Origin of the sequence: Comamonas sp. B-9 (assembly GCF_000410635.1) — a bacterium.
In the GTDB taxonomy this organism is placed as follows: Bacteria; Pseudomonadota; Gammaproteobacteria; order Burkholderiales; family Burkholderiaceae_C; genus Comamonas.
Map to the genome: position 1 here is coordinate 15,922 of NZ_KE148668.1, position 20,854 is coordinate 36,775.

At 64.5% G+C, this 20,854-nt stretch carries 21 protein-coding genes; 13 read left to right on the forward strand and 8 right to left on the reverse strand.

Annotation, left to right across the window (positions count from 1 at the left end; translation table 11 throughout):
* Positions 1–462: 462 nt before the first annotated feature.
* The 5 genes from H928_RS0123545 to H928_RS0123565 form a co-directional block, all read right to left on the reverse strand.
* A complete protein-coding gene (locus H928_RS0123545; RefSeq protein ID WP_021028696.1) occupies positions 463–984 on the reverse strand; it encodes a DUF2199 domain-containing protein in 522 nt (173 codons plus the stop codon).
* A 252-nt stretch (positions 985–1,236) separates the two neighbouring features.
* Positions 1,237–1,629: a hypothetical protein gene (locus tag H928_RS0123550; RefSeq protein WP_021028697.1), complete on the reverse strand. Its 393-nt coding sequence runs from the start codon at positions 1,627–1,629 to the stop codon at positions 1,237–1,239.
* Positions 1,630–1,766: 137 nt separating this feature from the next.
* Entirely contained in the window at positions 1,767–2,585 is an 819-nt protein-coding gene (locus H928_RS0123555) for an SDR family NAD(P)-dependent oxidoreductase (RefSeq protein WP_158400627.1), read from the reverse strand.
* Between the two features lie 36 nt (positions 2,586–2,621).
* Positions 2,622–3,416 carry a flavin reductase family protein gene (locus tag H928_RS0123560; RefSeq protein ID WP_021028699.1) on the reverse strand — a complete coding sequence of 265 codons (795 nt, stop codon included), beginning with the start codon at positions 3,414–3,416 and terminating at the stop codon, positions 2,622–2,624.
* A gap of 13 nt (positions 3,417–3,429) precedes the next feature.
* A complete protein-coding gene (locus H928_RS0123565; protein ID WP_021028700.1) occupies positions 3,430–4,494 on the reverse strand; it encodes an LLM class flavin-dependent oxidoreductase in 1,065 nt (354 codons plus the stop codon).
* Positions 4,495–4,598: 104 nt separating this feature from the next.
* On the opposite strand from H928_RS0123565, the gene H928_RS0123570 reads away from it, so the two are divergent.
* Positions 4,599–5,522 (forward strand): LysR family transcriptional regulator, encoded by a 924-nt coding sequence (locus H928_RS0123570; protein WP_021028701.1) that lies wholly within the window; start codon positions 4,599–4,601, stop codon positions 5,520–5,522.
* On the opposite strand, the gene H928_RS0123575 is transcribed toward H928_RS0123570, so the two are convergent.
* On the reverse strand, positions 5,523–6,404 hold the full coding sequence (locus H928_RS0123575) for an SMP-30/gluconolactonase/LRE family protein (RefSeq protein WP_021028702.1): 882 nt from the start codon (positions 6,402–6,404) through the stop codon (positions 5,523–5,525).
* Between the two features lie 304 nt (positions 6,405–6,708).
* Here H928_RS0123575 and H928_RS0123580 point away from each other — a divergent pair, with 304 nt between their 5' ends.
* The 11 genes from H928_RS0123580 (at position 6,709) to H928_RS30405 (ending at position 18,252) form a co-directional block, all read left to right on the forward strand.
* Positions 6,709–7,479 (forward strand): enoyl-CoA hydratase/isomerase family protein, encoded by a 771-nt coding sequence (locus H928_RS0123580; RefSeq protein ID WP_021028703.1) that lies wholly within the window; start codon positions 6,709–6,711, stop codon positions 7,477–7,479.
* 2 nt (positions 7,480–7,481) lie between these two features.
* Entirely contained in the window at positions 7,482–9,617 is a 2,136-nt protein-coding gene (locus tag H928_RS0123585) for an acetate--CoA ligase family protein (RefSeq protein WP_021028704.1), read from the forward strand.
* A gap of 37 nt (positions 9,618–9,654) precedes the next feature.
* Positions 9,655–10,854: an acyl-CoA dehydrogenase family protein gene (locus tag H928_RS0123590; protein ID WP_027011325.1), complete on the forward strand. Its 1,200-nt coding sequence runs from the start codon at positions 9,655–9,657 to the stop codon at positions 10,852–10,854.
* 4 nt (positions 10,855–10,858) lie between these two features.
* Positions 10,859–11,830 carry an acyl-CoA dehydrogenase family protein gene (locus H928_RS0123595; protein ID WP_021028705.1) on the forward strand — a complete coding sequence of 324 codons (972 nt, stop codon included), beginning with the start codon at positions 10,859–10,861 and terminating at the stop codon, positions 11,828–11,830.
* Positions 11,827–12,597, forward strand: a complete 771-nt coding sequence (locus tag H928_RS0123600) for an SDR family NAD(P)-dependent oxidoreductase (protein WP_027011326.1) — start codon at positions 11,827–11,829, stop codon at positions 12,595–12,597. Before H928_RS0123595 ends, H928_RS0123600 begins: the two co-directional genes overlap by 4 nt.
* A gap of 5 nt (positions 12,598–12,602) precedes the next feature.
* Positions 12,603–13,877 carry an SDR family oxidoreductase gene (locus H928_RS0123605; RefSeq protein ID WP_021028707.1) on the forward strand — a complete coding sequence of 425 codons (1,275 nt, stop codon included), beginning with the start codon at positions 12,603–12,605 and terminating at the stop codon, positions 13,875–13,877.
* Positions 13,870–14,565: a carboxymuconolactone decarboxylase family protein gene (locus H928_RS0123610; protein WP_021028708.1), complete on the forward strand. Its 696-nt coding sequence runs from the start codon at positions 13,870–13,872 to the stop codon at positions 14,563–14,565. Before H928_RS0123605 ends, H928_RS0123610 begins: the two co-directional genes overlap by 8 nt.
* A gap of 23 nt (positions 14,566–14,588) precedes the next feature.
* Positions 14,589–15,581: a tripartite tricarboxylate transporter substrate binding protein gene (locus tag H928_RS0123615; RefSeq protein WP_027011327.1), complete on the forward strand. Its 993-nt coding sequence runs from the start codon at positions 14,589–14,591 to the stop codon at positions 15,579–15,581.
* Between the two features lie 114 nt (positions 15,582–15,695).
* The gene (locus H928_RS0123620) at positions 15,696–16,685 is read left to right on the forward strand and encodes a tripartite tricarboxylate transporter substrate binding protein (RefSeq protein ID WP_027011328.1); all 990 of its coding nucleotides are present in this window, start codon (positions 15,696–15,698) and stop codon (positions 16,683–16,685) included.
* 109 nt (positions 16,686–16,794) lie between these two features.
* Complete coding sequence (locus H928_RS0123625) at positions 16,795–17,775, forward strand: tripartite tricarboxylate transporter substrate binding protein (protein WP_084635943.1); 981 nt, start codon at positions 16,795–16,797, stop codon at positions 17,773–17,775.
* A 60-nt stretch (positions 17,776–17,835) separates the two neighbouring features.
* Positions 17,836–18,252, forward strand: coding sequence for a DUF4124 domain-containing protein (locus H928_RS30405; RefSeq protein WP_021028712.1), 417 nt, complete (start codon positions 17,836–17,838; stop codon positions 18,250–18,252).
* Positions 18,253–18,296: 44 nt separating this feature from the next.
* On the opposite strand, the gene H928_RS0123635 is transcribed toward H928_RS30405, so the two are convergent.
* Positions 18,297–19,277, reverse strand: a complete 981-nt coding sequence (locus tag H928_RS0123635) for a thymidylate synthase (RefSeq protein WP_021028713.1) — start codon at positions 19,275–19,277, stop codon at positions 18,297–18,299.
* 354 nt (positions 19,278–19,631) lie between these two features.
* Between H928_RS0123635 and H928_RS29565 the strand changes: the two genes are divergently transcribed.
* Positions 19,632–20,096 carry a hypothetical protein gene (locus H928_RS29565; RefSeq protein WP_148293283.1) on the forward strand — a complete coding sequence of 155 codons (465 nt, stop codon included), beginning with the start codon at positions 19,632–19,634 and terminating at the stop codon, positions 20,094–20,096.
* A 208-nt stretch (positions 20,097–20,304) separates the two neighbouring features.
* Here H928_RS29565 and H928_RS33855 read toward each other — a convergent pair.
* The coding region (locus tag H928_RS33855) for an FAD-binding oxidoreductase (protein ID WP_306729972.1) at positions 20,305–20,854 on the reverse strand (550 nt) is incomplete at its 5' end.

Here is a 20,854-nt window from a genome sequence, read left to right on the forward strand (position 1 = left end):
GTGACCGTCCAACTTCTGGGGGTCAGTTCAAATACGGGGCGATTCACTGACTGCCGGTGAACCCACCGACCGACAGCGTTCAGTAACGCAGAAACTTGCGTATGTCTCGTTCTCGCGCGCACGGGAGGATCTGCGTGTCTTGTTATTCACCCAGGATCCGGAAGGGGCACGAGCAGAGCTCGTTGGCAGCAAGTTGTTAGTGTCGGATCAAATCCATATCATGACCTGAAGTCACTTGAAGCTCGTGACTCGCGCCTTGATTTCGGAAAAGGCGATGCGAGCGAAAGTCGCTCATAGGTCCCCAGCGCTAGCTGATGCTGTACCCCGACCGGTCGTTTACAACCGCCCCGCAGTTGAGCGTTGTCGAATGTCCGGAGAAGGTCGGATCAAGGTCTTAGCAGCCGCTCAGGTCTCCTGCCGCGCATACAAGTTCTGACGACTAAAGCGGCCCTTGCGCAGGTTTTACTCGTTGTGCAGTGCCTTCTCCGCGAGTTCTTGGGCACGAATCACTGAAATGCCTTCATTCTGATCTATGACCAGTTGATCGTCCTCAGGATCGCTCTTGTGAAGGATCACCTTCGGACGTTGATTGTCGACTTGGACCACAACATCGGCCGCTCTAGACGATGAGTACGGATAGACGTTGATGTCGTTGCAAACCCAGCCAAAAAATCCCTCTCCCTCAACTGGATCGTCGTACGTCTCGTAATAGCGTTCGAAGCTTTTTTGGCTGAGAGAGACCCAGATCCCCCATAGAAACGGTTCTTCGATCCCGTGAATCGGTACCTCTAGAACGGCTCGGACAAAGTAGTCCGTACCATCGCCGTGAGTGATAGTGCAGAAGTCGTCACTTAGTTTCCCGATAGACATCTTCTGCTCGTCCGACAGGCTTGCGTAATGGTCCGGGGCCCTAAAGGCCATGCTGGGGGAGCCCTCATGGATGTCGCCGCAGCAACTGCATTTGAACGCGAAGATGGCAGCCATCAGATGTAGGGCTCCAGTTGGATATTGGGTTGAGGAATTGCTTATCTTGCCCCTTGGGGCGTCGCAACTGTCCGATTATGGCCCAGCAGCTAGTGAGCCAGCTTTCACCAACATCAGCTTGCTTGCTGACCCTCAAAGAAGGCCCGCTGCTGGCCGTATGCTGACATCCCAACGTCAGAAATTTAGAGACATATCCCAAGCAGTTGACAGTTGGGAGTGAAATTCCAGCGTGCCATGCAGATACCCATGCCTCTACGGGACATACACCATGTGTATGGTGAACCGAACACCTGCTTCTGTTTCCAGAACTCTGGCTTGTAGTACCAGGTCGCTCTGACCTTCTTCAATGGTCCACAGGTCGACCAACACATCCCAAAACGAGTCGTACCACTGGGCGCTTGATGTCTCCCATACAGCTTCTGGCAATGCAGTCAACGTGGCTCCGTAAGCCAGAACGTTCGAGCGGATGTGTTCAGCGGTTTCTGGCGAAATGGGGTCGACCCCAGTGATGCCCGAAGACAGAGCATAGTCGCCGGCTGCAAATCGGCTGATAACTTCTCGGAACCTGGGTCGCCATGATGCGGCAATGGGGTGCTCGCGGCTTCTGTCCTTCATGGCGAAGGGGGGCGCTTTGTCGTCTTGCATGGGTGCACCTGCTGGGGCCAAACGTGTTGAATGCCGAACGCCCAGGATTTTTGCGCAGATGGCGTGGATGCGCTACCACTTTTCAGTTAATAGCGCTCGCAGACACCTGGCCAAACGCCGTCATCACCTTGGGGTGATCACTCCACACGGCTACTACCAGCGGCACCCAGCTCCCCCTGCCCATAAGTCCGAGGAATATGCGTCATCAGCGAATGGCTGAAGCCGCCATCGACCACCAGATCCGCGCCATGGACATAGCTGGCCCGGGGGCTGGCGAGGAAGACCACCGCCTGGGCGAGTTCTTCGATCTGGCCGATGCGGCGCAGCGGGACGACCTGTTCGCGGCGGGCGCGGTCGTCCGGGTTGCGGTAGAAGCGCTCGCTCAGCGGGGTCACCAACAGGCCGGGGCTGACGGTGTTGCAGCGGATGCCGGCGGGGCCCCATTCCAGGCACATTTGCGCAGTCAGCATGCGGATGCCGGCCTTGCTCATGCTGTAGCCGCCGCTGAGCGGCTGGGCGTTCTGGGCGGAGATCGAGGCGATGTTGACAATGGCGCGCGGCAGGCTGGCGTCGGAATGGCGGTAGAAGGCCTGGCCCATGCGCAGGTAGCCGCCCAGGTTGATCTGCAACTGGCGCTCCCAGATGCCAGGATCCAACTCGGCCAGTGGCGCGGCGCTGGTGATGGCGGCGTTGTTGACCAGCACGCTGGGGCCGGCGCCCCAGTGCTGTTGCAGTGTTTGAAACGCAGCCTCTACCGCAGCGGGCGATGAGACATCGGCGCGGATGGGCAGCAGGCGCTGGTCATCGGGATGGGTGGCGGCGAGCTGTGCCAGCGCGTCGCTGTCGTGGTCGAGCACAGCCACGCGGCAGCCGCTCGCCAGCAGCGCTTGCACGATGCCGGCGCCCAGTCCCTTGGCGCCGCCGGTGACGACGCAGATGCGTTGGTCCAATTGCAACCAGTCCATGCTTTCAAGCCCCTCTCTGGTCTGCGATCAGGCGGCCAAGGGCACCAGCTTGTGGGTGCTGGCGTTGAAGTTGACCACGGGGCTGGCGCTGTTGCAGGAGGACTTGCGGATCTTGCCGACCACCAGCTTGTGCGTGCCCAGGGTGTGGGTGCAGACAATGTCGCATTCCATGCTGGCCAGCGCGTCGCTCAGCACGGGCAGCTGGTGCTCGCTGCTGTGCCAGCGGCCTTCCTTGAAGCGGGCCTCGCCCTGCGGCTGGCTCAGAAAGCTGGCGATGATCTGGCTGTGTTCCTCACCCAGCACATTGGCGACAAACTTGCCCGTTTGCAGCAAGGTATCGCCCATTGACGAGGCGCTGTGCGCAAAAAAGCCGACCATCGGCGGCTCGGCCGAGATGGAGGTGAGGCTGGAGACGATCATGCCGGCAACATCCTTGCCCTGGCCGGTGGTCACGGCGCTGATGCCGGCGGGCAGGGCGCGCATCGCGGCCTTGAAGTCGGCCACCGAGACGACCTGGTCTTCCGCAGCCAAGGTGATGTGCGCGCGCACCTGGCCTTGGGTATTGACCCAGCCGTGCTGCTGCGCATAGGCCAGCATGGCGGAAAAGCCCGTGTCCCATTCGCTGTCTGCGGCCTGGCAGGCCAGAAAGCGCAGCACCTGGGGGAAGAGCCAGACATGGCTGTCGCCGTCGCGCGTGCCGATGCGGGTCAGGGCCTGCGCGAGCTGGGGCTCGGGCTGGGGTTCTATCAGCACATCGAGTGCCCGAAAATTGTGGGCATCCATCAGGCTGATGGAGCCGCAGTTGCTGAGGTGAACGCGCATGGCCCTGTCTCCTTTACGCCAGCGCTACGGCCTGGCCCACTTCTTTTTTCACGGCGGGAATGATCTTGTCGCCCCACAGCTCGATCTGCTTGAGCATGGTCTTTTGGTCAAAGTCACCCAGCTGGGTTTGCAGCGCAATGTGCTTGGGCTTGAGGATGCTGATCTCTTCGAGCAGCTTGTCGATCACTTCGTTGACCGAGCCGACGGGCAGGTTCTTGCGCAGCTGCTCGAAGGTCGGGTCGGTCTCGGTCGGCACTTCCTTGACCATGTAGCCGTCTTCGGACTGGGCGCGGCGGAACTTGAGGCTTTCCGAGATGCGGCGCTGAAAGCGGGCGCAGTCCAGGTAGGCATTGATTTCCGATGCATTGTCCGAGGCATAGCCGCAGCGCAGAAAGCCGAACTTCACATCACTGTCCAGGTCCTTGCCTTCGGCCGAGGCGATGTTCTCCAGCTTGGTGCGCAGGCCAGCAATCGCTTCGTTGCCGTTGAGCAGGGCGGTGACAAACAGGTTGTGGCCTTCGCGCACGCCCCGGCCCAGGGTGACCGGGTTGCCCGAGGTGACCCAGAGCGGCGGCATCGGGTCTTGCACGCAGCGCACCGCGATGGAGCTGGGGGGGATATTCAGGAACTCGCCCTGGTATTCGAATATTTTCTGGGTCAGGGCCTTGGGAATAATGTCGAGAAACTCATTGAAGATCGCGCCGGAATTGGCGATCTCGACGCCAAAGCGTTCAAATTCAAATTGCTGGTAGCCCGAGCCCACGCCCAGTTCGAGTCGCCCATTGGACACGGTGTCGACAAAGCCGACCTCGGCCAGGAAGCGGGCGGGGTGGTAGAGTGGCAAAATGCACACCGCCGTGCCCAGGCGAATGGTTTTGGTTTTGGCTGCGGCATGGGCCACGGTCATTAATGGCGATGGCGACAGTGAATAATTGTTGAAATGGTGTTCGGCATACCAGGCGGTATTGAAACCCGCTTGCTCTGCCACCACGGTTTGTTCGATGGAGTTGTTGATAACGTCCTGAGAGCGCTGGTGGTAGCCGCGCTGCTGCGCCAGAATGAATACGCCAAATTCCATGATGTCTCCTTGATGATGGGCAATATGGAATCATTCTAGGGGTGGGGTCAGGAGATCTGTATGCGTGAAATTCGAGATTCAGTACTGCGCAATCTGGAGGAATCATGGACCGTCTGAGAGCGATGGAGCTGTTCCTGTCGGTGTCGCAGACCCGCAGTTTTTCAGAGACGGCGCGGCTGTTTGGCATCTCGGCCACCGCCGTGTCGAGAATGATCACCGAGTTTGAAGACGGGCTGCAGGTCAAGCTCCTGCTGCGCTCCACGCGCCAGGTGTCGCTGACCGAATCGGGCCAAGAGTACGCCGCCCAGCTGGAAGGCATTCTCTGGACCATCAACCAGGCGCACACCAGCATCACCGCCATCAGCTCTGCCCCGCAAGGGCGCTTGCGCGTGCATGCACGCACCATGTTCGGCCAGCGCGTGCTGCCGGGCCTCATCGCCCGCTTTCGCCAGGCCCACCCCGAGATCCTGGTGGAGCTGCTGCTGTCCGAGACCAAGGTCGACCTGGTCAAGAGCAATATCGATATTGATTTCAGAATATCGCCGCCGGTGGAGGCGGGGGTCAAACGGCGCATGCTGTTCCACAGCCAGCGTTATTTGGTGGCATCACCGGCTTATGCCGAGAAAATGCCTGCCATCCATCAACCCGCTGATTTATTGCAGGCCCAATGCCTGGCCTATTATTTGCCCGGTAAAGACCATATCTGGCATTTCAAGAATGGTGCCGGGGTGGAAGATATTCGATTTTCTCCGCGTCATTTGACCAATAATGGCATTGCTTTATTGGAGTTGGCCAAGTTGGGCGAGGGTATCGCACTGCTCGATGATTACACCGTCTATCCGGATTTGGCGGCGGGCAATCTGGTACGGCTGTTGCCCGATTATGTGGTGAGCAATACCACGTTCGAAGAAGGCATGTTTGCCACGATTGTCGATTCGGCGATTATCCCGGCCAAGGTCAAGCTGTTTCTGGATTTTGTCGCGAGCCAGGTGGCGGGGGAGGCGCAGCGCTTTGCGCTGCCCAAGTGACTAGTCGGGAATAAGGATGCGCGCCTGGGGCTTGGCCAACCCCCGGTACCCCAGCCCGGTGATGCGCAGAATGGCACCGTCGAGCGGGCCGCTGGCGCGCAGGCGGCCGCTGTCCGAGATGCTGGTGACATACAGGTCCGCCAGATCCGACCCGCCAAAGCAGAGCGCGCTGGGGTGGCCTACGGGCAGGCTGATCAACTGGCTCAGCGCCCCTTGGGCATCGTAGCGGGCGACTTGGCCGGTACGTACCAAGGCCGTCCACAAGCCACCCTCACTGTCCCAGCAGCAGCCGTCGGGCGCAGATTGCTGGGGCTGGGTGCTGACGAACAGTTGCTGGTCCTGCGCCTGGCCGCTGCTGATATCAAAGGAATAGATGCTTTGTGCGGCGCTGTCGGCAATAAAGAGGCGGTCGCTTTGGGGGTGGATCAGCGGGCCATTGGCGGTTGTAAGGGCCGGGCCTATGCGTTTCAGTAGGCCATCCCGCTCCAACACATAGATGCCGCCCCTGGGCGCTTCGCCTGCTTCCAGATGCAGATGCATGCTGCCGACCAGAAAGCGGCCATCGGGCAGCGCGCAGCCATCGTTCAGGCGCAGATGGGGCAGGTGCTCGTCCAGCTCGGCGAGGGTCTGCAACTGGCGGCTGGCAGGGTCATACAGGCCCAGCGCCTCCTTCAGCGCGATGACGATCCTGCCATCGGCATTCAGCGCGAAGGAGCCCGTGGGCGCTGGCAGCAGGTGCTGCTCGGTGTGGCCGCTTTCCGGGTCGATGCGCAGCAAATGGCCGCGCCGGCAGTCCATGGCCCAGAGCTGGCCGGTGGCGGCATCCCAGTGGGGGCATTCACCCAGGGCCAGGCGTTGCGGGATCAGGGGCTCGATATGCATGGGGGGCTTGAGGTTGGGGCTCCTGGGGTGGAGCCGCGCTGCACGTAGGTTGCTGTCCATCATAGGGTTGCCCCAGGGCGCCACTACCCCGGGGAACGCAGAACAGATTCAACCAATCGGGGGGAAATCATTTGCAGGGTTCCTTCCTAGAATCAAACACAGATTCGAAACAGGCGCTCGCCATGAGCGGCCAAGATCCAAGGAGACAACATGCAAGTGATAGCGCCTATTGCGCAGGCTGCGCCCTGCGCCGCCTTCCAGCCAACGGTTACCGCCGCTGTAACCAATGTCCGGGGAGGCCGCCATGACTGAGCCCTCTGTTTTGCTGGAAGTCGCCGACGGCGTGGCCCTGGTGACCTTGAACCGCCCACCCGTCAATGCCCTTAACCGTGCGATGCGGCGCGAGCTGGTGGCGATTTTTGATGCGATCTCCGAGCGCGACGATGTGCGGTGCGCGGTGCTGACCGGCTCCGGCTCGGTGTTCTGCGCCGGCGCTGATCTGAAGGACCGCCCCAATGCCGAGGTGGCCGGCGATTTTCTGGAGCACAACCGCGTCACCCGCGAAACCGGCAATGCGATCAAGGAATGCGCCAAGCCGGTGATTGCAGCGGTGAACGGCACGGCCCTGGGGGCAGGCATGGGCCTGGCTGCGGCCTGCGACATTCTCTATGCCTCGTCGAACGCCACCTTTGGCATGCCCGAGATCAATGTGGGCCTGGCCGGCGGGGCCTCGATGCTCAAGACCTTGCTGGGGCGCTCGACCATGCGCCGCATGTTCTTTACCGGCCAGCGCCTGACGGCCCAGGAGATGCTGCAGCGCAATGTGGTCGAAGAAGTGCTGGCGCCCGAAGCGCTGCTGCCCAAGGCGATGGAGATGGCGCGCGAGATCGCCTCCAAGGCACCGCTGGCGGTGATCTATGCCAAGCGCGCGGCCAATATGGTGGACCTGATGCCCCAGCGTGACGCCTACCGCTTTGAGCAGGAGTTCACGATGGCGCTGGCCAAGACCGAAGACGCCAAGGAAGCGCGCATGGCCTTCCTGGAAAAGCGCGCCCCTGTTTTCAAAGGACGCTGAGCATGCTGCAAACCACCCGCCTGCAGCCCGGTGCAGGTCTTGATCCGTTTTTCAATGCGCGCGCGATTGCCATCATTGGTGCCTCTGACGACCCCACCAAGATTGGTGGGCGGCCGCTGCATCTGCTCCAAAAGCATGGGTTTGCCGGCGCGGTGTTCCCGGTCAACCCCAAGGGCGGCAGCATCCAGTCGCTGCCCGCTTACACCAGCGTGCGCGATGTGCCGCAGGTGCCCGAGCTGGCCATCATCGCGGTGCCGGCGGCCATGGCGCCCGCAGCGCTGCGCGACTGCGCAGACAAAGGCGTGCAGGCGGCGATTGTGCTGTCGTCCGGATTCATAGAAGCGGGCGAGGAGGGCGCTGCGCTGCAGCGGCAGCTGAGCCAGATTGCGCGGGAGCGCCAGATCCGCGTGCTGGGCCCCAACTGCCTGGGCGCGGTGGGCATCGAGGAGCGGGTGATTGGCTCGTTCTCGGTGGCACTGGAAGAGAAGCTGCCGGCCGCCGGCCAGGTGGGCATCGTCTCGCAGTCGGGCAACCTGGGCAGCTTCACGATGCAATCGGTGGTGCGCCGGGGCATGGGCATCAGCCGCTTTATGGCGACCGGCAACGAGGCCGATGTGGACATTGCCGACGGCATTGCCGCGCTGGCCCGTGACAGCCAGACCCGCATCATCCTGTGCTGCATGGAAACCTGCCGCGATGGCAGCAAGCTGCTGCAGGCATTGGAAGCAGCCCGCGCCGCCGGCAAGGTAGTGGTGGTGCTCAAGATTGGCGCGACCGAGCAGGGCCAGGCGGCTGCGGCCTCGCACACCGGTGCGCTGACGGGGTCGAACGCGGTGATCGAAGCGGCACTGACCCGCGCGGGGGCACTGACAGTGCAGTCCATCGAAGACATGGTGGAGCTGACGGCCGCGCTGTCGGTGCTGCCCCACGCGCTGCTGCCGCGCAACCGGGGCGTGACCCTGGTGGCGGCATCGGGCGGCTTTGGCGTGATGATGGCCGATGCGATGGTGCAGGCGGGCCTGGACCTGCCCGAGCTGTCCGATGCCACCCGTGCCCGTATCCAGGAAGCGGTGCCGGTGGCCGGCACCCGCAACCCGGTGGATGCGACAGCGCAGATGTCTAGCCGGCCCGACATTTTGTACAAGCTGCTCACGGCCTTGCTGGAAGATGCATCGCGCAGCACCCTGGTGCTGCTGCTGTCGCTGTCCTTGCACAACCCGCGTTTGAGCGGTGTGTACCAGGAGGCGCTGGCCCAGATCCGGTGCGACTACCCCGACCGCCTCATCGTGCTGATTGGCCAGGGCCCGGCCGAGGTGACCGAGCGCATTGCCAACGCGGGCATTGCGATCTTCCCGACCATTGATGCGGCAGCCCGGGGGCTGGCCGGACTGGTGCGCCTGGGCCAGACGCTGGGCCAGCCGCCAACCGTGCCCGCTGCCGCGCAGCACTGGGAGGCGCTGGATGCCCAGGTCTTCCGCAACGAGTTCCATGCCAAGGCCTTTTTGGCGCGGGCTGGTGTGCCGGTGACGCAGGAGCAGGTGGTGCAGTCCGCCGATGCGGCGGTGGCCGCTGCCGAGCAGATCGGCTTCCCGGTGGTGTTCAAGATCGTCTCGCCCGACATTGCCCACAAGACCGAGGTCGGTGGCGTCGAGCTCAACATCCGCAGCGCCGCGCAGGCCCGCACGGCCCATGCACAGCTGCTGGCGCGGGTGGCAGAGCGCGCAGCGCAGGCGCAGATCGATGGCGTGCTGGTCGCGCCGATGGTGGGCGGCGGTGTGGAGATGATCACCGGCATATCGCATGACGCGGCCTTTGGCCCGGTGGTGATGGTGGGCATGGGCGGCATCTATGCCGAGGTGCTGAAAGACGTGGCGGTGCAGGTGGCACCGGTGACGCAGGCCGAGGCGCTGCAGATGATCGCCTCGCTCAAGCTCTACCCGCTGCTGCAAGGGGTGCGCGGCCAGCCCGCTGCCGATGTGCAGGCCATGGCCGCCACGGTGGCGCGCCTGTCGGAGCTGGCGCTGGCCTATGCCGGCGAGATCGCCGAGATCGACCTGAACCCGGTGCTGGTCCAACCCGCCGGCGAGGGCGTGATTGCGGTCGATGCACTGATGGTGGCGGCACAGCCGCAGGCCTGATGTGCAGCGTCATGCAGACTTTGATCGGAACTATGCGATGAAACAGGAAGAGAATTTCGCCCGCCCCGATGCCGCATCGGGCCCGAGCGCCTACCGGCAATATGCGCGTGACTGGCTGCAAAGCCATTTGCCCGCCCCTATGCGCGCCGACAGCGTGGACTACCGCACGCCCAGCCTGGATGAGTGCCGCGACTGGGAAGCGCGCATGTACCAGGCGGGCCTGGCCGGCATGACCTGGCCGACCGCCTATGGCGGCCATGGCCTGAGCCTGCGCGAGCACCTGGCGGTGAACAAGGAAGTGGGCGCGCTGGCGATGCCCGAGAGCGTCAGCTCGATCGGCAAGGAGCTGGCCGGCCCCATCATCATGGCGGTGGGCACCGAGGCGCAAAAACAGGCTTTTCTGCCCGCGATTCTGGAGATGCGCGAGTACTGGTGCCAGGGCTTTTCCGAGCCCGAGGCCGGATCGGACCTGGCGCGGCTGCGCACCAAGGCCACGCCCGATGGCGATGACTGGCTCATCCAGGGCCAGAAGATCTGGACCAGCGGCGCCGCCAAGGCCCACTACTGCCTGCTGCTGACCCGCACCGGCACAGTGGCCGACAAGCACCGGGGCCTGCTGATGTTTGCGGTGCCGATGGATACGCCCGGCATCCGCGTGGTGCCGATCCGCTCCATCGACAACAAGCAGTCCTTTGCCGAGGTGTTTTTTGACCAGGTGCGCGTGCCCGATTCGGCCCGACTGGGCGCTGCCGACGAAGGCTGGAGCGCGGCCATCCGCGTGCTGTCGATCGAGCGTGCCACCAACCGCATGTACCGTGCCTGGCGTTTTGAGTGCGAGCTGCGCCAGCTGGTGCGCGCCTACCAGTCCGAGCCCGCGCTGCGTGCGCGCCTGCAAGAGCCGGGCCTGCGCCAGGCCATCGGCCAGGTGGTTAGCCAAATCGATGGCCTCAAGGGCCTGGTCGAGCGCAGCGTGGAGCAGTTGCAGGCCGGTGAGCCGATTGGTGCGCGTGGATCGCTGACCAAGCTGTACTGGTCGGAATGCCACCAGGCCTTTGCCTCGCTGGCGCTGGCGATGGTGGCCGATATCCACCCTGGCCACAGCGCACTGGCAGGGCGCGCCAAGGCCCATTTCACGCAGGCTTACCTGTTCTCGCGCGCCGAGAGCATCTATGCCGGGACCACCGAAGTGCAGCTGGATGTCATTGCCCAGCGCATTCAACAGCTGACCAAGGACTAAAGGGATGACGATGCAAACTGAAGAGCTGCAGCCCGAGGAGTTTGGGCAGGCGGCGCAGGCGGTCATCGCAGTGCTGCAAGGGCAAGGCGCGGCCGAGGCGGCCACCGCCATGGCCGATGCCGGTCTGTTTGGTATCTGCGCCGATGAAGCGCAGGGCGGCCTGGGCCTGCCGCTGGCCTTTGCGATGCCGGTGGTGCGGGTAGCAGGGCAGATGCAACTGTCCTACCCCCTGCCTGAGCAGATTGCCGCGAGCAAGGCACTGCAAGGCACGGAGGCCGGTGGCCAGCTGCTGCGCGGTGAGAAATCGCTGTGCGTGGTGATGGCCGCGCAGGCCGCTGGCGACTGGAGCGGGGTGGCGCGCAATGGCCTGCAGGCCGACTATGTGCTGGTGCAGACCGATGCTGGTTTTGCGCTCTACGACAAGGCGGCCTTGCGCTGCCAGGCCGAAGAAATGCTGGACCCCGAGGTGCCCCAGCTGTGGGTATCGACCGCCGGTGCCACGCCGCTCTTGAGCCTGGACGCGCAGCAGTCGCAGGCTTTTTGTGCCGATACCAAGCTGCTCTGGGCCGAGTATGTGAACGGGATGTGTGCCGGCGCGCTGGAACGCACCGCTGATTACCTGCAGGCGCGCGTGCAGTTTGGCCGGCCGCTGTCGGCCAAGCAGGCGGTGCGCCACCACCTGGCGCGCATGCGCCTGCTGCTGGAGGCATCGAGCGCCCAGGCCTGGCGTGCACTGCGCACCGATGAGTGGGGCAATCCGCGCCAGGCCGACAGCGCCTTGGCCGCTGCCTTGAACCAGGGCGCCTGGGTGCTGGAAAAAGCCATCCACCTGCATGGCGGCATGGGCTTTACCTGGGAGCTGGGGCTGCACCGCAGCCTGCGCGAGCTCAAAAAGCTCGACGCCTGCCTGGGGGCGGGGGCTGTGATGCGCGCCGTGGGCGCTGACTTTATCGACCGTTGTGAGGTGACGCAATGACAGGCGCAATAGCAAGAGATATGGAAGGCCGCGTGGCCCTGGTCACCGGCGCAGGTGCCGGCATTGGCCGCGCCACGGCGCTGCAGCTGGCTGCGCGCGGCGCCGTGGTGGCGGTGAATGACCTGAAGGATGCGCTGGTTGAAGAGACGGTGGCCGCGATCACCGCGCAAGGCGGCCAGGCCTTTGGTGTGGTGAAGAACGTGGCCACGCGCGAAGAGATGACCGCCGCCGTGGACGAGGCCTATGCCCGCCACCAGCGGCTGGACATCCTGGTCAACAACGCCGCCTGGGTGCGCTACCAATCGGTCAGCGAGATCATGCCCGAGACGGTGGACCGCATGCTGGACATCGGCTTCAAAGCGGTGCTCTGGGGCATCCAGGCCGCCGCTGCCCGCATGGATGCCGAGCGCGGTGGCAGCATCATCAATGTGGCCTCGGTGGCGGCGCTGCGCTCGGCCGGTAGTTCGATGGTGTATTCGGGCATCAAGGCGGGCGTGCTGGGCATTACCCGCGCTGCGGCGGCGGAGCTGGGCGAGCGCCATATCCGCGTCAATGCGGTCTGTCCCTCGGCCGTGCCGACCGAGGGCACGCAACGCAACCGCAATGCCGAGCGCGATGCCGGCCGCGTGGCCAAGACGCCAATGGGGCGCCTGGGCACAGTGGACGACATTGCCGGCACCATCTGCTTCCTCGCCAGCGATGCTGCGCAGTTCACCACCGCGCAGGCGCTGGTGGTGGATGGCGGCATCACCTTCACCAACATCTAAAGCCTATGCCCGCTGTCTTGATCACCGGTGCGGCCTCCGGCATTGGCCGTGCTGCCGCGCTGCAGTTTGCGCAGCAGGGCTGGGACTGCCTGCTGGCCGACATCAGCCCCGCGATTGCCGAGCTGCCCCAGCAGTGCCTCGCGCAAGGGGCGGTCAGCGCGCAGGCCTTTGCGTTGGACCTGACCGATGCGCAGGCGCTGGCCCAGCTCGGCCGCCAGCTGGCAGAGTTGCCAGCGCTCGATGCCCTGGTCAACAACGCCGGTATCTCGGACAGCAGCGGCCGCCCGCTGGCCGAGCAGGCGCGCGCGCAGTGGCAGCGCCTGCTGCGGCTGAACCTGCAGGCACCGCAGGCCTTGTTCGAGACCTGCCTGCCGCGCCTGAAACCGGATGCGCGCATTGTCAATGTGTCCTCCGGCGCGGGGCACAAGGCCATTCCCTGGCGCGGGCTCTACAGCCCCAGCAAGGCCGGGCTGATCGCCTGGTCGCAAAGCCTGGCACAGCGCTACCCCCAGCTGAGTGTGAGCACCTTGTGCCCCGGCTTTGTGCGTACCGAGCTGGTGCAGGGCCTGATGGATGCCGGCCGCCTGGCACTGGCCGATGCCGTTGCCAAGATCCCCCTGGGCCGCCTGGCCGAGCCCGAAGAAATGGCCGCAGCGCTGGTGTTTTTGGCGCAGCCCCAGGCCCGCGTGCTGTCGGGCCAGGTCCTGTCGGTCGATGGCGGATCGGGCATTTACGGCGGCAGCAGCCGCTGCGCGCTGAGCACCGCTGTGCCTGTACCGTTGCAGACGCCGCTGCATCTGCAGCTGCAAGCGGGCGGCGATGCCGCAGGTGATGGCGCCTGGTTGCAAGCGCTGCAGGCGGAGGACGGCGCGCAGGCAACGGCCACGCCATGCCAAGGCCTGGTCAGCACCCAGGCGCTGGCCCCTGCCGGTGGTGATCTTGTGGAGGCCGTGCTGAGCGCCGGCCAGCAGTTTGCAGCCGCCCATGCGCGCGATGCCAGCCTGCTGCTCTTGCTGCCCGCGACTGCCCCCGAAGGCGTGCCCGCCTGGCAGCACCAGACGGCACTGGCTGCCGCACGCATGCTGATCGCCACCCTGGCCTGTGAATGGGCCACACAAGGCTTGCGCATCAATGCACTGCTGCTGTCGCCCGAACAGGCCACGGGGGCGGCTGTGGCGCAGCTGCTGCCGCTGGTCCGTTTTTTGGCCGGTGCGCAGGCGCAGTTTGTCACCGGGCAGTGCATCGATATCTCGGGCACCGAGGAGAGCGCCCATGGCTGAACTGGACACCGCCGCCGTCGAGGCGCTGTACCGCCAGGAGCGTGGCTACTGGCGGCCCTGGAACGCGCAACTGCTGGCCCGCCGCCCGGCGTTTTTGCAGGCCTATGCCCACTATGCCGGCTACACGGCGCGCAGCGGGGGCTTGAGCGAGCGCATGGTGGAACTGGTCTATGTGGCGCTCGACGCATCGGCCAGCCATTTGTTTGCCAGCGGCTTGAAGCTGCATATGCAAAAGGCCCTGGCCTGCGGCGCCAGCGATGACGACTTGCTCGATGTGCTGACCTTGGTTTGCCTGCAAGGCGCAGGCGCGACAGCGGCGGCGTTGGACGAGGTAGCCCAGGTGTATGGTCTGCCACCCAAGGCAGAACCCACGGAAGGCCAGCAGCCAGACCTGTGGGCGCGGCTGCAGGCCATCGACCCGGCCTACTTTGGCCATCTGCAGGCGCTGGCCAGCACCGCAGAAAGCGGCCAGGGCCTGAGTGCGGGCGAGCGCTGCCTGATCACGATTGCGCTGCATGCCTGCTTTACCGCCAGCCAGCCCGAGGCCTTGCGCGCCGCGCTGCAGCAGGCCAAGGGCCTGGGCGTCGCGCGCGAAGCGGTGGTGCAGGTCATCCAGATGGGCGCGCACCTGGCGGTGCATGGCACAGCGCTGGGCATCACGGTGCTGGCTGAGCTGGACACCGCATGACATCGAACTACAAGGAGACAAACATGAACCCGCTGCGCATTGAACGCCGCACCTTGCTGATGGCGGCCGTGGCCGCCGCACTGCCAGCCACCCTTCCCCTCGCACGGGCGGCCGCGCCCTGGCCCAGCAAGCCGGTGCGCCTGGTGGTGACCAGCTCGCCCGGATCGGGCGGCGATGTGTTTGCCCGCCTGCTGGCGCCTGGCCTGCAGGCGGCACTCGGCCAGCCCTTCTATGTCGAAAACAAGGTGGGTGCCAACGGCATCATCGCCAATGACTTTGTCGTCAAAAGCAATGATGCGCACACGGTGTTGTTTGCGCCGTCGTCGGCCATCGTGATCAACCCCTTTATCCAGCCCAAGCTGCCCTATGACACGCAGCGCGATCTGCTGCCGGTGGGCCAGATTGGGCTGTCGGGCATTTTTCTGGTCGCCAATCCGGAGACCGGCATTGCCTCCTTGGCCGACCTGGTGCGCTATGCCAAGGCCAACCCGGGCAAGCTGTCCTGCGGCTCCTGGGGCAATGGTTCGTCGGGCCATCTGGCGCTGGAGGGCCTCAAGGCCCATTACGGCATCGATATCCACCATGTGCCCTACAAGGCGCTGTCCACCGAGCTGTCGGACATCATCGGCAACAACATTCCGATGGGCTTTATGGACATCGCGTCGCCCGTGCCGCATATCCGCAATGGCAAGCTGCTGGCCGTGGGGGTGACGGGCACGCAGCGCGCACCGGCCACGCCGCAGGTGCCCACCTTTACCGATCAGGGCTTCAAGTTTGATGCGGACGGCTGGTATGGCATGTTTTTGCCCGCCGGCAGCTCCAACCCCGAAATGGTGGAGCGCCTGAACCAGGCCCTGGTGCAGGTGGCGCAGAGCGCCGATATCCGCAAAAAGTTTGAAGACCAGAACATGGCCCTGCCTGCCGTCAAACCGGCGGCAGAGTTTGCCCGCTCCATCCAGTCCGATATGAAGATCTGGGGTGGGCTGGCCAAACTGGCCGATCTGAAGATGTCGTAACGAGCGCGCTGGCGGCTGCACCGGGCGCCACAAGCCTGGGCCGCTGCTCACAGCAAACCCAAGAACCAGGTGGTCGCCGCAAGGCCGGCCACCGGCAATCCACAGGAGACAAAAATGACCGATTTATGCGCAAGCTTCAACCGCCGGCAGATGCTGCTGGGCCTGCTCGCCGCAGCGGGCACCGGCACGGCCTGGGCCAATACGGCCTGGCCCAACAAGGCGATCCGGATGATTGTGCCGGGGCCGGCGGGCTCGGGCGGCGACATCTTTGCGCGCATGCTGCTGCCGCCGCTGCAGAGCTCGCTGAAGGAGAGCCTCTACGTCGAGAACAAGGCCGGCGCCAACGGTATCATCGGCAATGACCATGTGGCCAAGGCCCAGGCCGATGGCTATACCTTGCTGTTCTCGCCGTCGTCGTCGATTGCGATCAACCCTATCATCCAGCCCAAGATGCCCTATGACGCCATGCGCGACCTGGCGCCCGTGGCGCAGGTGGGTGCAGCGGGCGTGCTGCTGGTGGCCAACCCTGCGACCGGCTTCAAGAACCTGGCCGACATGGTGCAGTACGCCAAGGCCCACCCGGGCCGCCTGGCCTATGGTTCCTGGGGCAGTGGCTCGACCGGCCACTTGGTGATGGAAGGCATCAAGGCCCATTACGGCCTGGACATGCCCCATGTGCCTTACAAGGGCACCGCCGTGGAGCTGGGCGATCTGCTGGCCAACACGATTGGCGTGGGCTTTATGGATATCGCCTCGCCGATTCCCCATGTGCGCAGCGGCAAGCTGCGTGCACTGGGCGCCACCGGATCGGCGCGCGGCCCGGCGCTGCAGGAGGTGCCGACCCTGACCGAGCAGGGCTACACCTTCGATGCCGACGGCTGGTACGGCGTGTTCGCCCCCGCCAAGACGGACCCCAAGATCATCGACCGCCTCAATGCCGATCTGGGCCAGGCGCTGGGCAGCCCCGAGATGAAGGCCAAGTTTGCCGAGCAGAACATGCTGATCCCTGCGCACAAGTCGGCCGCTGAGTTCAGCCAGGTTGTCAAGAGCGATATGGCGCTGTGGCAGCAGCTGGCCAAGGTGGCCAAGCTCAAGGTTGATTGAGCGAAGCCCCGGGCAGGCAGCGGGGCTGAAGGCTCTGTAGCCCTGCCCAGGGACCCTCTGTGCCGTATTGGCACAGCCAACTCTTGCAGAGGATCCCTAAGGAGGTCTTATGTCGATCAGGATTTCTTGGCGCGTGACAGCCCTGGGGCTGGGCTTGGCTTGCTGCGTGGCCACTGCGCCGGCTGCTGAGGCGCAGGCCGCTTTCCCCAACAAGCGCGTAACCATCGTGGTGCCTTATTCTGCCGGCGGGCTGACCGATACGCTGGCCCGCTCGCTGGCGGCCAAGCTGGCGGTGCTCTGGGGCCAGCCGGTGGTGGTGGAGAACCGCGATGGCGCAGGCACCATCATCGGCACGAGCGCCGTGGCCCGTACGCCAGCCGATGGCTACACGCTGCTGTTCACCAGCTATGCCTACACCTCCAACCCGGTGCTGCGCCGGCAGTTGCCCTATGGGCCCGATGCGTTCCGGCCCGTGGGCCTGCTGGGCTCCAGCCACAATGTGCTGCTGGTCACCAACCGCTTGCGTGGCCAGTCGCTGCAAAACCTGATCGACCGCGCCAAGGCCGAGCCCGACAGCTTCAAGCTGGCCTCGTCCGGACCAGGGTCGAGCCCGCACCTGGCGGCCGAGCTGTTTGCGACCAAGGCGGGCATCCGCTTTACCCATGTGCCCTACAAGGGCCAGGGGCCGTCGATGACCGATCTGATGGCGGGTGTCGTCGATGGCATGTTTGACGGCATGTCGTCGTACGCGCTGGTCAAGTCGGGCAAGGTGGCAGCCGTGGCCATTGCTGCCGAGCAGCGCCACCCGGGCGCGCCCGAGATTCCGACTTTCAAGGAACTGGGCATGGACTTTGTCAGCGGCAGCTGGTTTGGCATGCTGGCGCCGGCTGCAACGCCCGATGCGGTGGTACGGCAGATCAATGCCGACCTGCACCGCGCCCTTGAAGACCCTGCCGTGCGCGCCCAGATTGCCAAGACCGGTTTGCTGGTGTCGCTGTCCACACCCGAGGCCTTTGGCCAGTTTCTGCAGGCCGAAACCCGCAAGCTGCAGGCGCTCCTCAAGAGCGGCGTGCGCATTGATCTGGATTGAGCCGGGGCGGGTGGGGGGCCTGCCGCATAATGGGCTTTTTGCCACCTGTCTGGATTGCCCATGCCCTACGCCCGCCATACCCTCGCTGCCGGATTGCTCGCGGCAGCGTCTTTGCTGAGCGCACCGGCCTGGGCCATCAACAAATGCGTCGATGCCCAGGGCCGCACCAGCTTTCAGGATGAGCCCTGCGCAGCCGGGCAGAAGGCCGAGGCGATCACCGTGACGCCCTCCAGCCAGGGCATCAACCCGCGTGAGCATGACCGCCCGGCCACCAGCCGCCCAACGGATAACCCGCCGCCGTCCACACCACCGGCAACCGCACCCGCCGATGAGCCAGAACCCCGCCCGGCCGATTGCCCCGACCCGGAGCGCATGAAGAGCATGCAGATCGAGGCCGAGTCGATTGCGCTGCCGCTGCCGATCCGCAAGCAAAAGCGGGCGTCGTTTGAAGCGCTGAAAGAGCGCTGCGGGGGCTAAGGCACCGCCCTCAGCAAAACGCCCGCGATTGCGGGCGTTGTTGTTTACACAGCCATCGGCGCCGTCAGCGGTGCATGGTGCTGGTAGCCTTCCAGCCAGAAGTCCGAGGGCTCCACCTTCTCCAGCCACTCCGGCTCGTATTGGCCGGTCACCGCATAGTCGGGGATGCGGTCGGACAGCACCAGCTTCGGCGACTCAAAGGGCTCGCGCTTGAGCTGCTCTTGCAGCATGTCCAGGTGGTTCTCGTAGATGTGGGCATCACCGATGAAGTAGGTGAACCAGCGCGGGGTGTAGCCACTCAGGCGCCCCATCAGGTGCAGCAGCGCAGCGCCTTCGGTGAGGTTGAAAGGGGTGCCCAGGCCGACATCATTGCTGCGGATATACAGGCACAGCGAGATCTCGCGCTTGCTCTGGTCAACCAGGAACTGGTAGAGCAGGTGGCAAGGGGGCAGGGCCATTTCTTCGAGCTGGGCCCAGTTCCAGCCGTGAAAGAGAATGCGGCGGCTGCCCGGGTCCGTCATGATGGTGTCCAGGCACTGGCGCAGCTGGTCGATGGCCTTGTAGAGCACGATCTGGCACTTGCCGTCTTCGGCCACTTCGCCGATCTGGGTGTAGCCCTTGGCCAGCGCGTCGGCCACCTGGGCGGCGCCTTGGGGCAGGGCCTGGTCGATCAGCTTGTAGGCCGGCCATTGGCGCCATTGCACGCCGTAGACGGGGCCCAGGTCGTCGGCCTCCAGGCGGTAGGGGTTGGCCAGCCAGGCCTGGTTTTCATTGGCGTTCTGGTCCCAGACCTTGCAGCCCAGCGCGCGGAAATCGGCGGCGCTGCGTGCGGCACGCAGAAAGCCCACCATCTCGCCGATGGCCGATTTGAAGGCCAGCTTCTTCGTGGTGACGGCCGGGAAGCCTTGCTGCAGATCAAACTTGAGCATGGCGCCGGGCATGCTGAGCGTGCGGATGCCTGTGCGGTTGGACTGCCAGGAGCCTTGGTCCAGGATGTTCTGGACGAGTTGGAGGTATTGCTTCATGTTCTTCTGGCCTGATCGAGACGGGGGCCTTGCAGCCTCGCTGGTGCTAAGGCATTGCCTGGCCCGGTGCGATGGGCGCACTGCGAGGGCGGGGCAGGGGGCGAGGCCCAAAGGGCCTACTGTACGATGCCTGCGCTTTTTGCGTAGGCCGTAAGGATAAGCCAGTGTGGGAGATGTCTGCGGCCGCCCTGAGCCGCCATAAATTGGTGTAGGGTGTCGGCTTTGGCGCCCGGGCCCACCGGGGCCGGCGGTGCATGGCCGTGGCAAGCACAGGTGGGCAGCGGGACATCGACAGTTTGCCTGGCGCAGGAGAGGGCGCGGCAAACGCTACAAGGACAGCTAACTATGTGGATGATGACGAAAAAATGGGGCCTGGCCCTGGGCGCTGCTGCGGCGCTGGCACTGGCCGGCTGCCAGACCACGCCCGCTGGCGGCAACCCCAGCGGCCAACAGGCCTGGAACCAGCTGCAGGCCCAGGTGGGCCAGTACCCGCAGGATGCCGCTTTCTTGCAGCAAGGCGTGATGGCTGCGCGCATGCAGCATTTGCTGGGCGAGCACCGCGCGGCCTTTATGCAGAACCTGCAGGTGACCGGGCCGCTGAGCAAACAGGGCTCCGTCTACTACATCACCGGCAACCGCCAGCACGATGGTGGCCACAATGCCGCCGCCGTGGCGCTGGATGCCAAGAGCAACACCATGCGCATCTGGTGGCTGCAGGACGGCCAGCCGCGCGTGGTGCAGGATCCGGGCGCAGCGTTTTCCTGGCCCAAGGATGTGAACCAGATGATCAGCAACGCGGTGGGCACGCCGGCGTCGTGATCCTTCAATGAACAAAAAAACAGGGCGGCACCTCTGCGAGGGCCGCCCTGTTTTGTTTTGGCGCTGGGTTTTAAGAGCTGCTAACACGACCCAGCAAACCGAAGGTTTGCGGTTGAGACGAGGCGTCAAGCTGCAGGCAGTACAGTAGTACGAAAAGGCTTGGCGCGGCCGGCGAGGCAACGACGTATCAAGGGTTGTGTTAGTGGCTCTAAGCGCGTGTGATCATTGCATGCGGGTTCATAATGTTCTGCGGATCCAGCGCGGCCTTGACCGCCCGCATCATCGACAGGGCCACCGGCGACTGGTACTGCGGCAAGGTGTCGACCTTGAGCGTGCCGATGCCATGCTCGGCCGAGATGGAGCCGCCAAAGACGGCCACCGCGTCATAGACGATGTGGTTGACCTCGTGCTCGCGCTCGTCGAGAAACTGCTTGGCGTCCCCGCCCTCGGGCGCCTGCACATTGAAGTGCAGGTTGCCGTCGCCCAGGTGGCCGAAATTGACCAGGCGCATGCCCGGGACCTTGTCGTTCAGCACCTGGGTGGCATGCTCGACAAACTCCGGGATGCGCGAGATGGGCACGGAGATGTCGTGCTTGATGTTGAGGCCTTCCTCGACCTGGGCGAGCGGAATGCTCTCGCGGATATGCCAGAGGTTGTGGGCCTGGCCCAGGTTCTCGGCGACCACGGCATCGAGCACGATTTCCTGCTCGAATGCGGCTTCCATCAAGGCTTCAAAGCGGCTGCGGGCATGCTCTTCC

Excerpts from the sequence above, each read along its gene's own strand:
- H928_RS0123545 (WP_021028696.1), bottom strand. The coding sequence starts at position 984 with ATGGCTGCCATCTTCGCGTTCAAATGCAGTTGCTGCGGCGACATCCAT.
- H928_RS0123550 (WP_021028697.1), bottom strand. The coding sequence starts at position 1,629 with ATGCAAGACGACAAAGCGCCCCCCTTCGCCATGAAGGACAGAAGCCGC.
- H928_RS0123560 (WP_021028699.1), bottom strand. The coding sequence starts at position 3,416 with ATGCGCGTTCACCTCAGCAACTGCGGCTCCATCAGCCTGATGGATGCC.
- H928_RS0123565 (WP_021028700.1), bottom strand. The coding sequence starts at position 4,494 with ATGGAATTTGGCGTATTCATTCTGGCGCAGCAGCGCGGCTACCACCAG.
- H928_RS0123570 (WP_021028701.1), top strand. The coding sequence starts at position 4,599 with ATGGACCGTCTGAGAGCGATGGAGCTGTTCCTGTCGGTGTCGCAGACC.
- H928_RS0123575 (WP_021028702.1), bottom strand. The coding sequence starts at position 6,404 with ATGCATATCGAGCCCCTGATCCCGCAACGCCTGGCCCTGGGTGAATGC.
- H928_RS0123580 (WP_021028703.1), top strand. The coding sequence starts at position 6,709 with ATGACTGAGCCCTCTGTTTTGCTGGAAGTCGCCGACGGCGTGGCCCTG.
- H928_RS0123585 (WP_021028704.1), top strand. The coding sequence starts at position 7,482 with ATGCTGCAAACCACCCGCCTGCAGCCCGGTGCAGGTCTTGATCCGTTT.
- H928_RS0123590 (WP_027011325.1), top strand. The coding sequence starts at position 9,655 with ATGAAACAGGAAGAGAATTTCGCCCGCCCCGATGCCGCATCGGGCCCG.
- H928_RS0123595 (WP_021028705.1), top strand. The coding sequence starts at position 10,859 with ATGACGATGCAAACTGAAGAGCTGCAGCCCGAGGAGTTTGGGCAGGCG.
- H928_RS0123600 (WP_027011326.1), top strand. The coding sequence starts at position 11,827 with ATGACAGGCGCAATAGCAAGAGATATGGAAGGCCGCGTGGCCCTGGTC.
- H928_RS0123605 (WP_021028707.1), top strand. The coding sequence starts at position 12,603 with ATGCCCGCTGTCTTGATCACCGGTGCGGCCTCCGGCATTGGCCGTGCT.
- H928_RS0123610 (WP_021028708.1), top strand. The coding sequence starts at position 13,870 with ATGGCTGAACTGGACACCGCCGCCGTCGAGGCGCTGTACCGCCAGGAG.
- H928_RS0123615 (WP_027011327.1), top strand. The coding sequence starts at position 14,589 with ATGAACCCGCTGCGCATTGAACGCCGCACCTTGCTGATGGCGGCCGTG.
- H928_RS0123620 (WP_027011328.1), top strand. The coding sequence starts at position 15,696 with ATGACCGATTTATGCGCAAGCTTCAACCGCCGGCAGATGCTGCTGGGC.
- H928_RS0123625 (WP_084635943.1), top strand. The coding sequence starts at position 16,795 with ATGTCGATCAGGATTTCTTGGCGCGTGACAGCCCTGGGGCTGGGCTTG.
- H928_RS30405 (WP_021028712.1), top strand. The coding sequence starts at position 17,836 with ATGCCCTACGCCCGCCATACCCTCGCTGCCGGATTGCTCGCGGCAGCG.
- H928_RS0123635 (WP_021028713.1), bottom strand. The coding sequence starts at position 19,277 with ATGAAGCAATACCTCCAACTCGTCCAGAACATCCTGGACCAAGGCTCC.
- H928_RS29565 (WP_148293283.1), top strand. The coding sequence starts at position 19,632 with ATGACGAAAAAATGGGGCCTGGCCCTGGGCGCTGCTGCGGCGCTGGCA.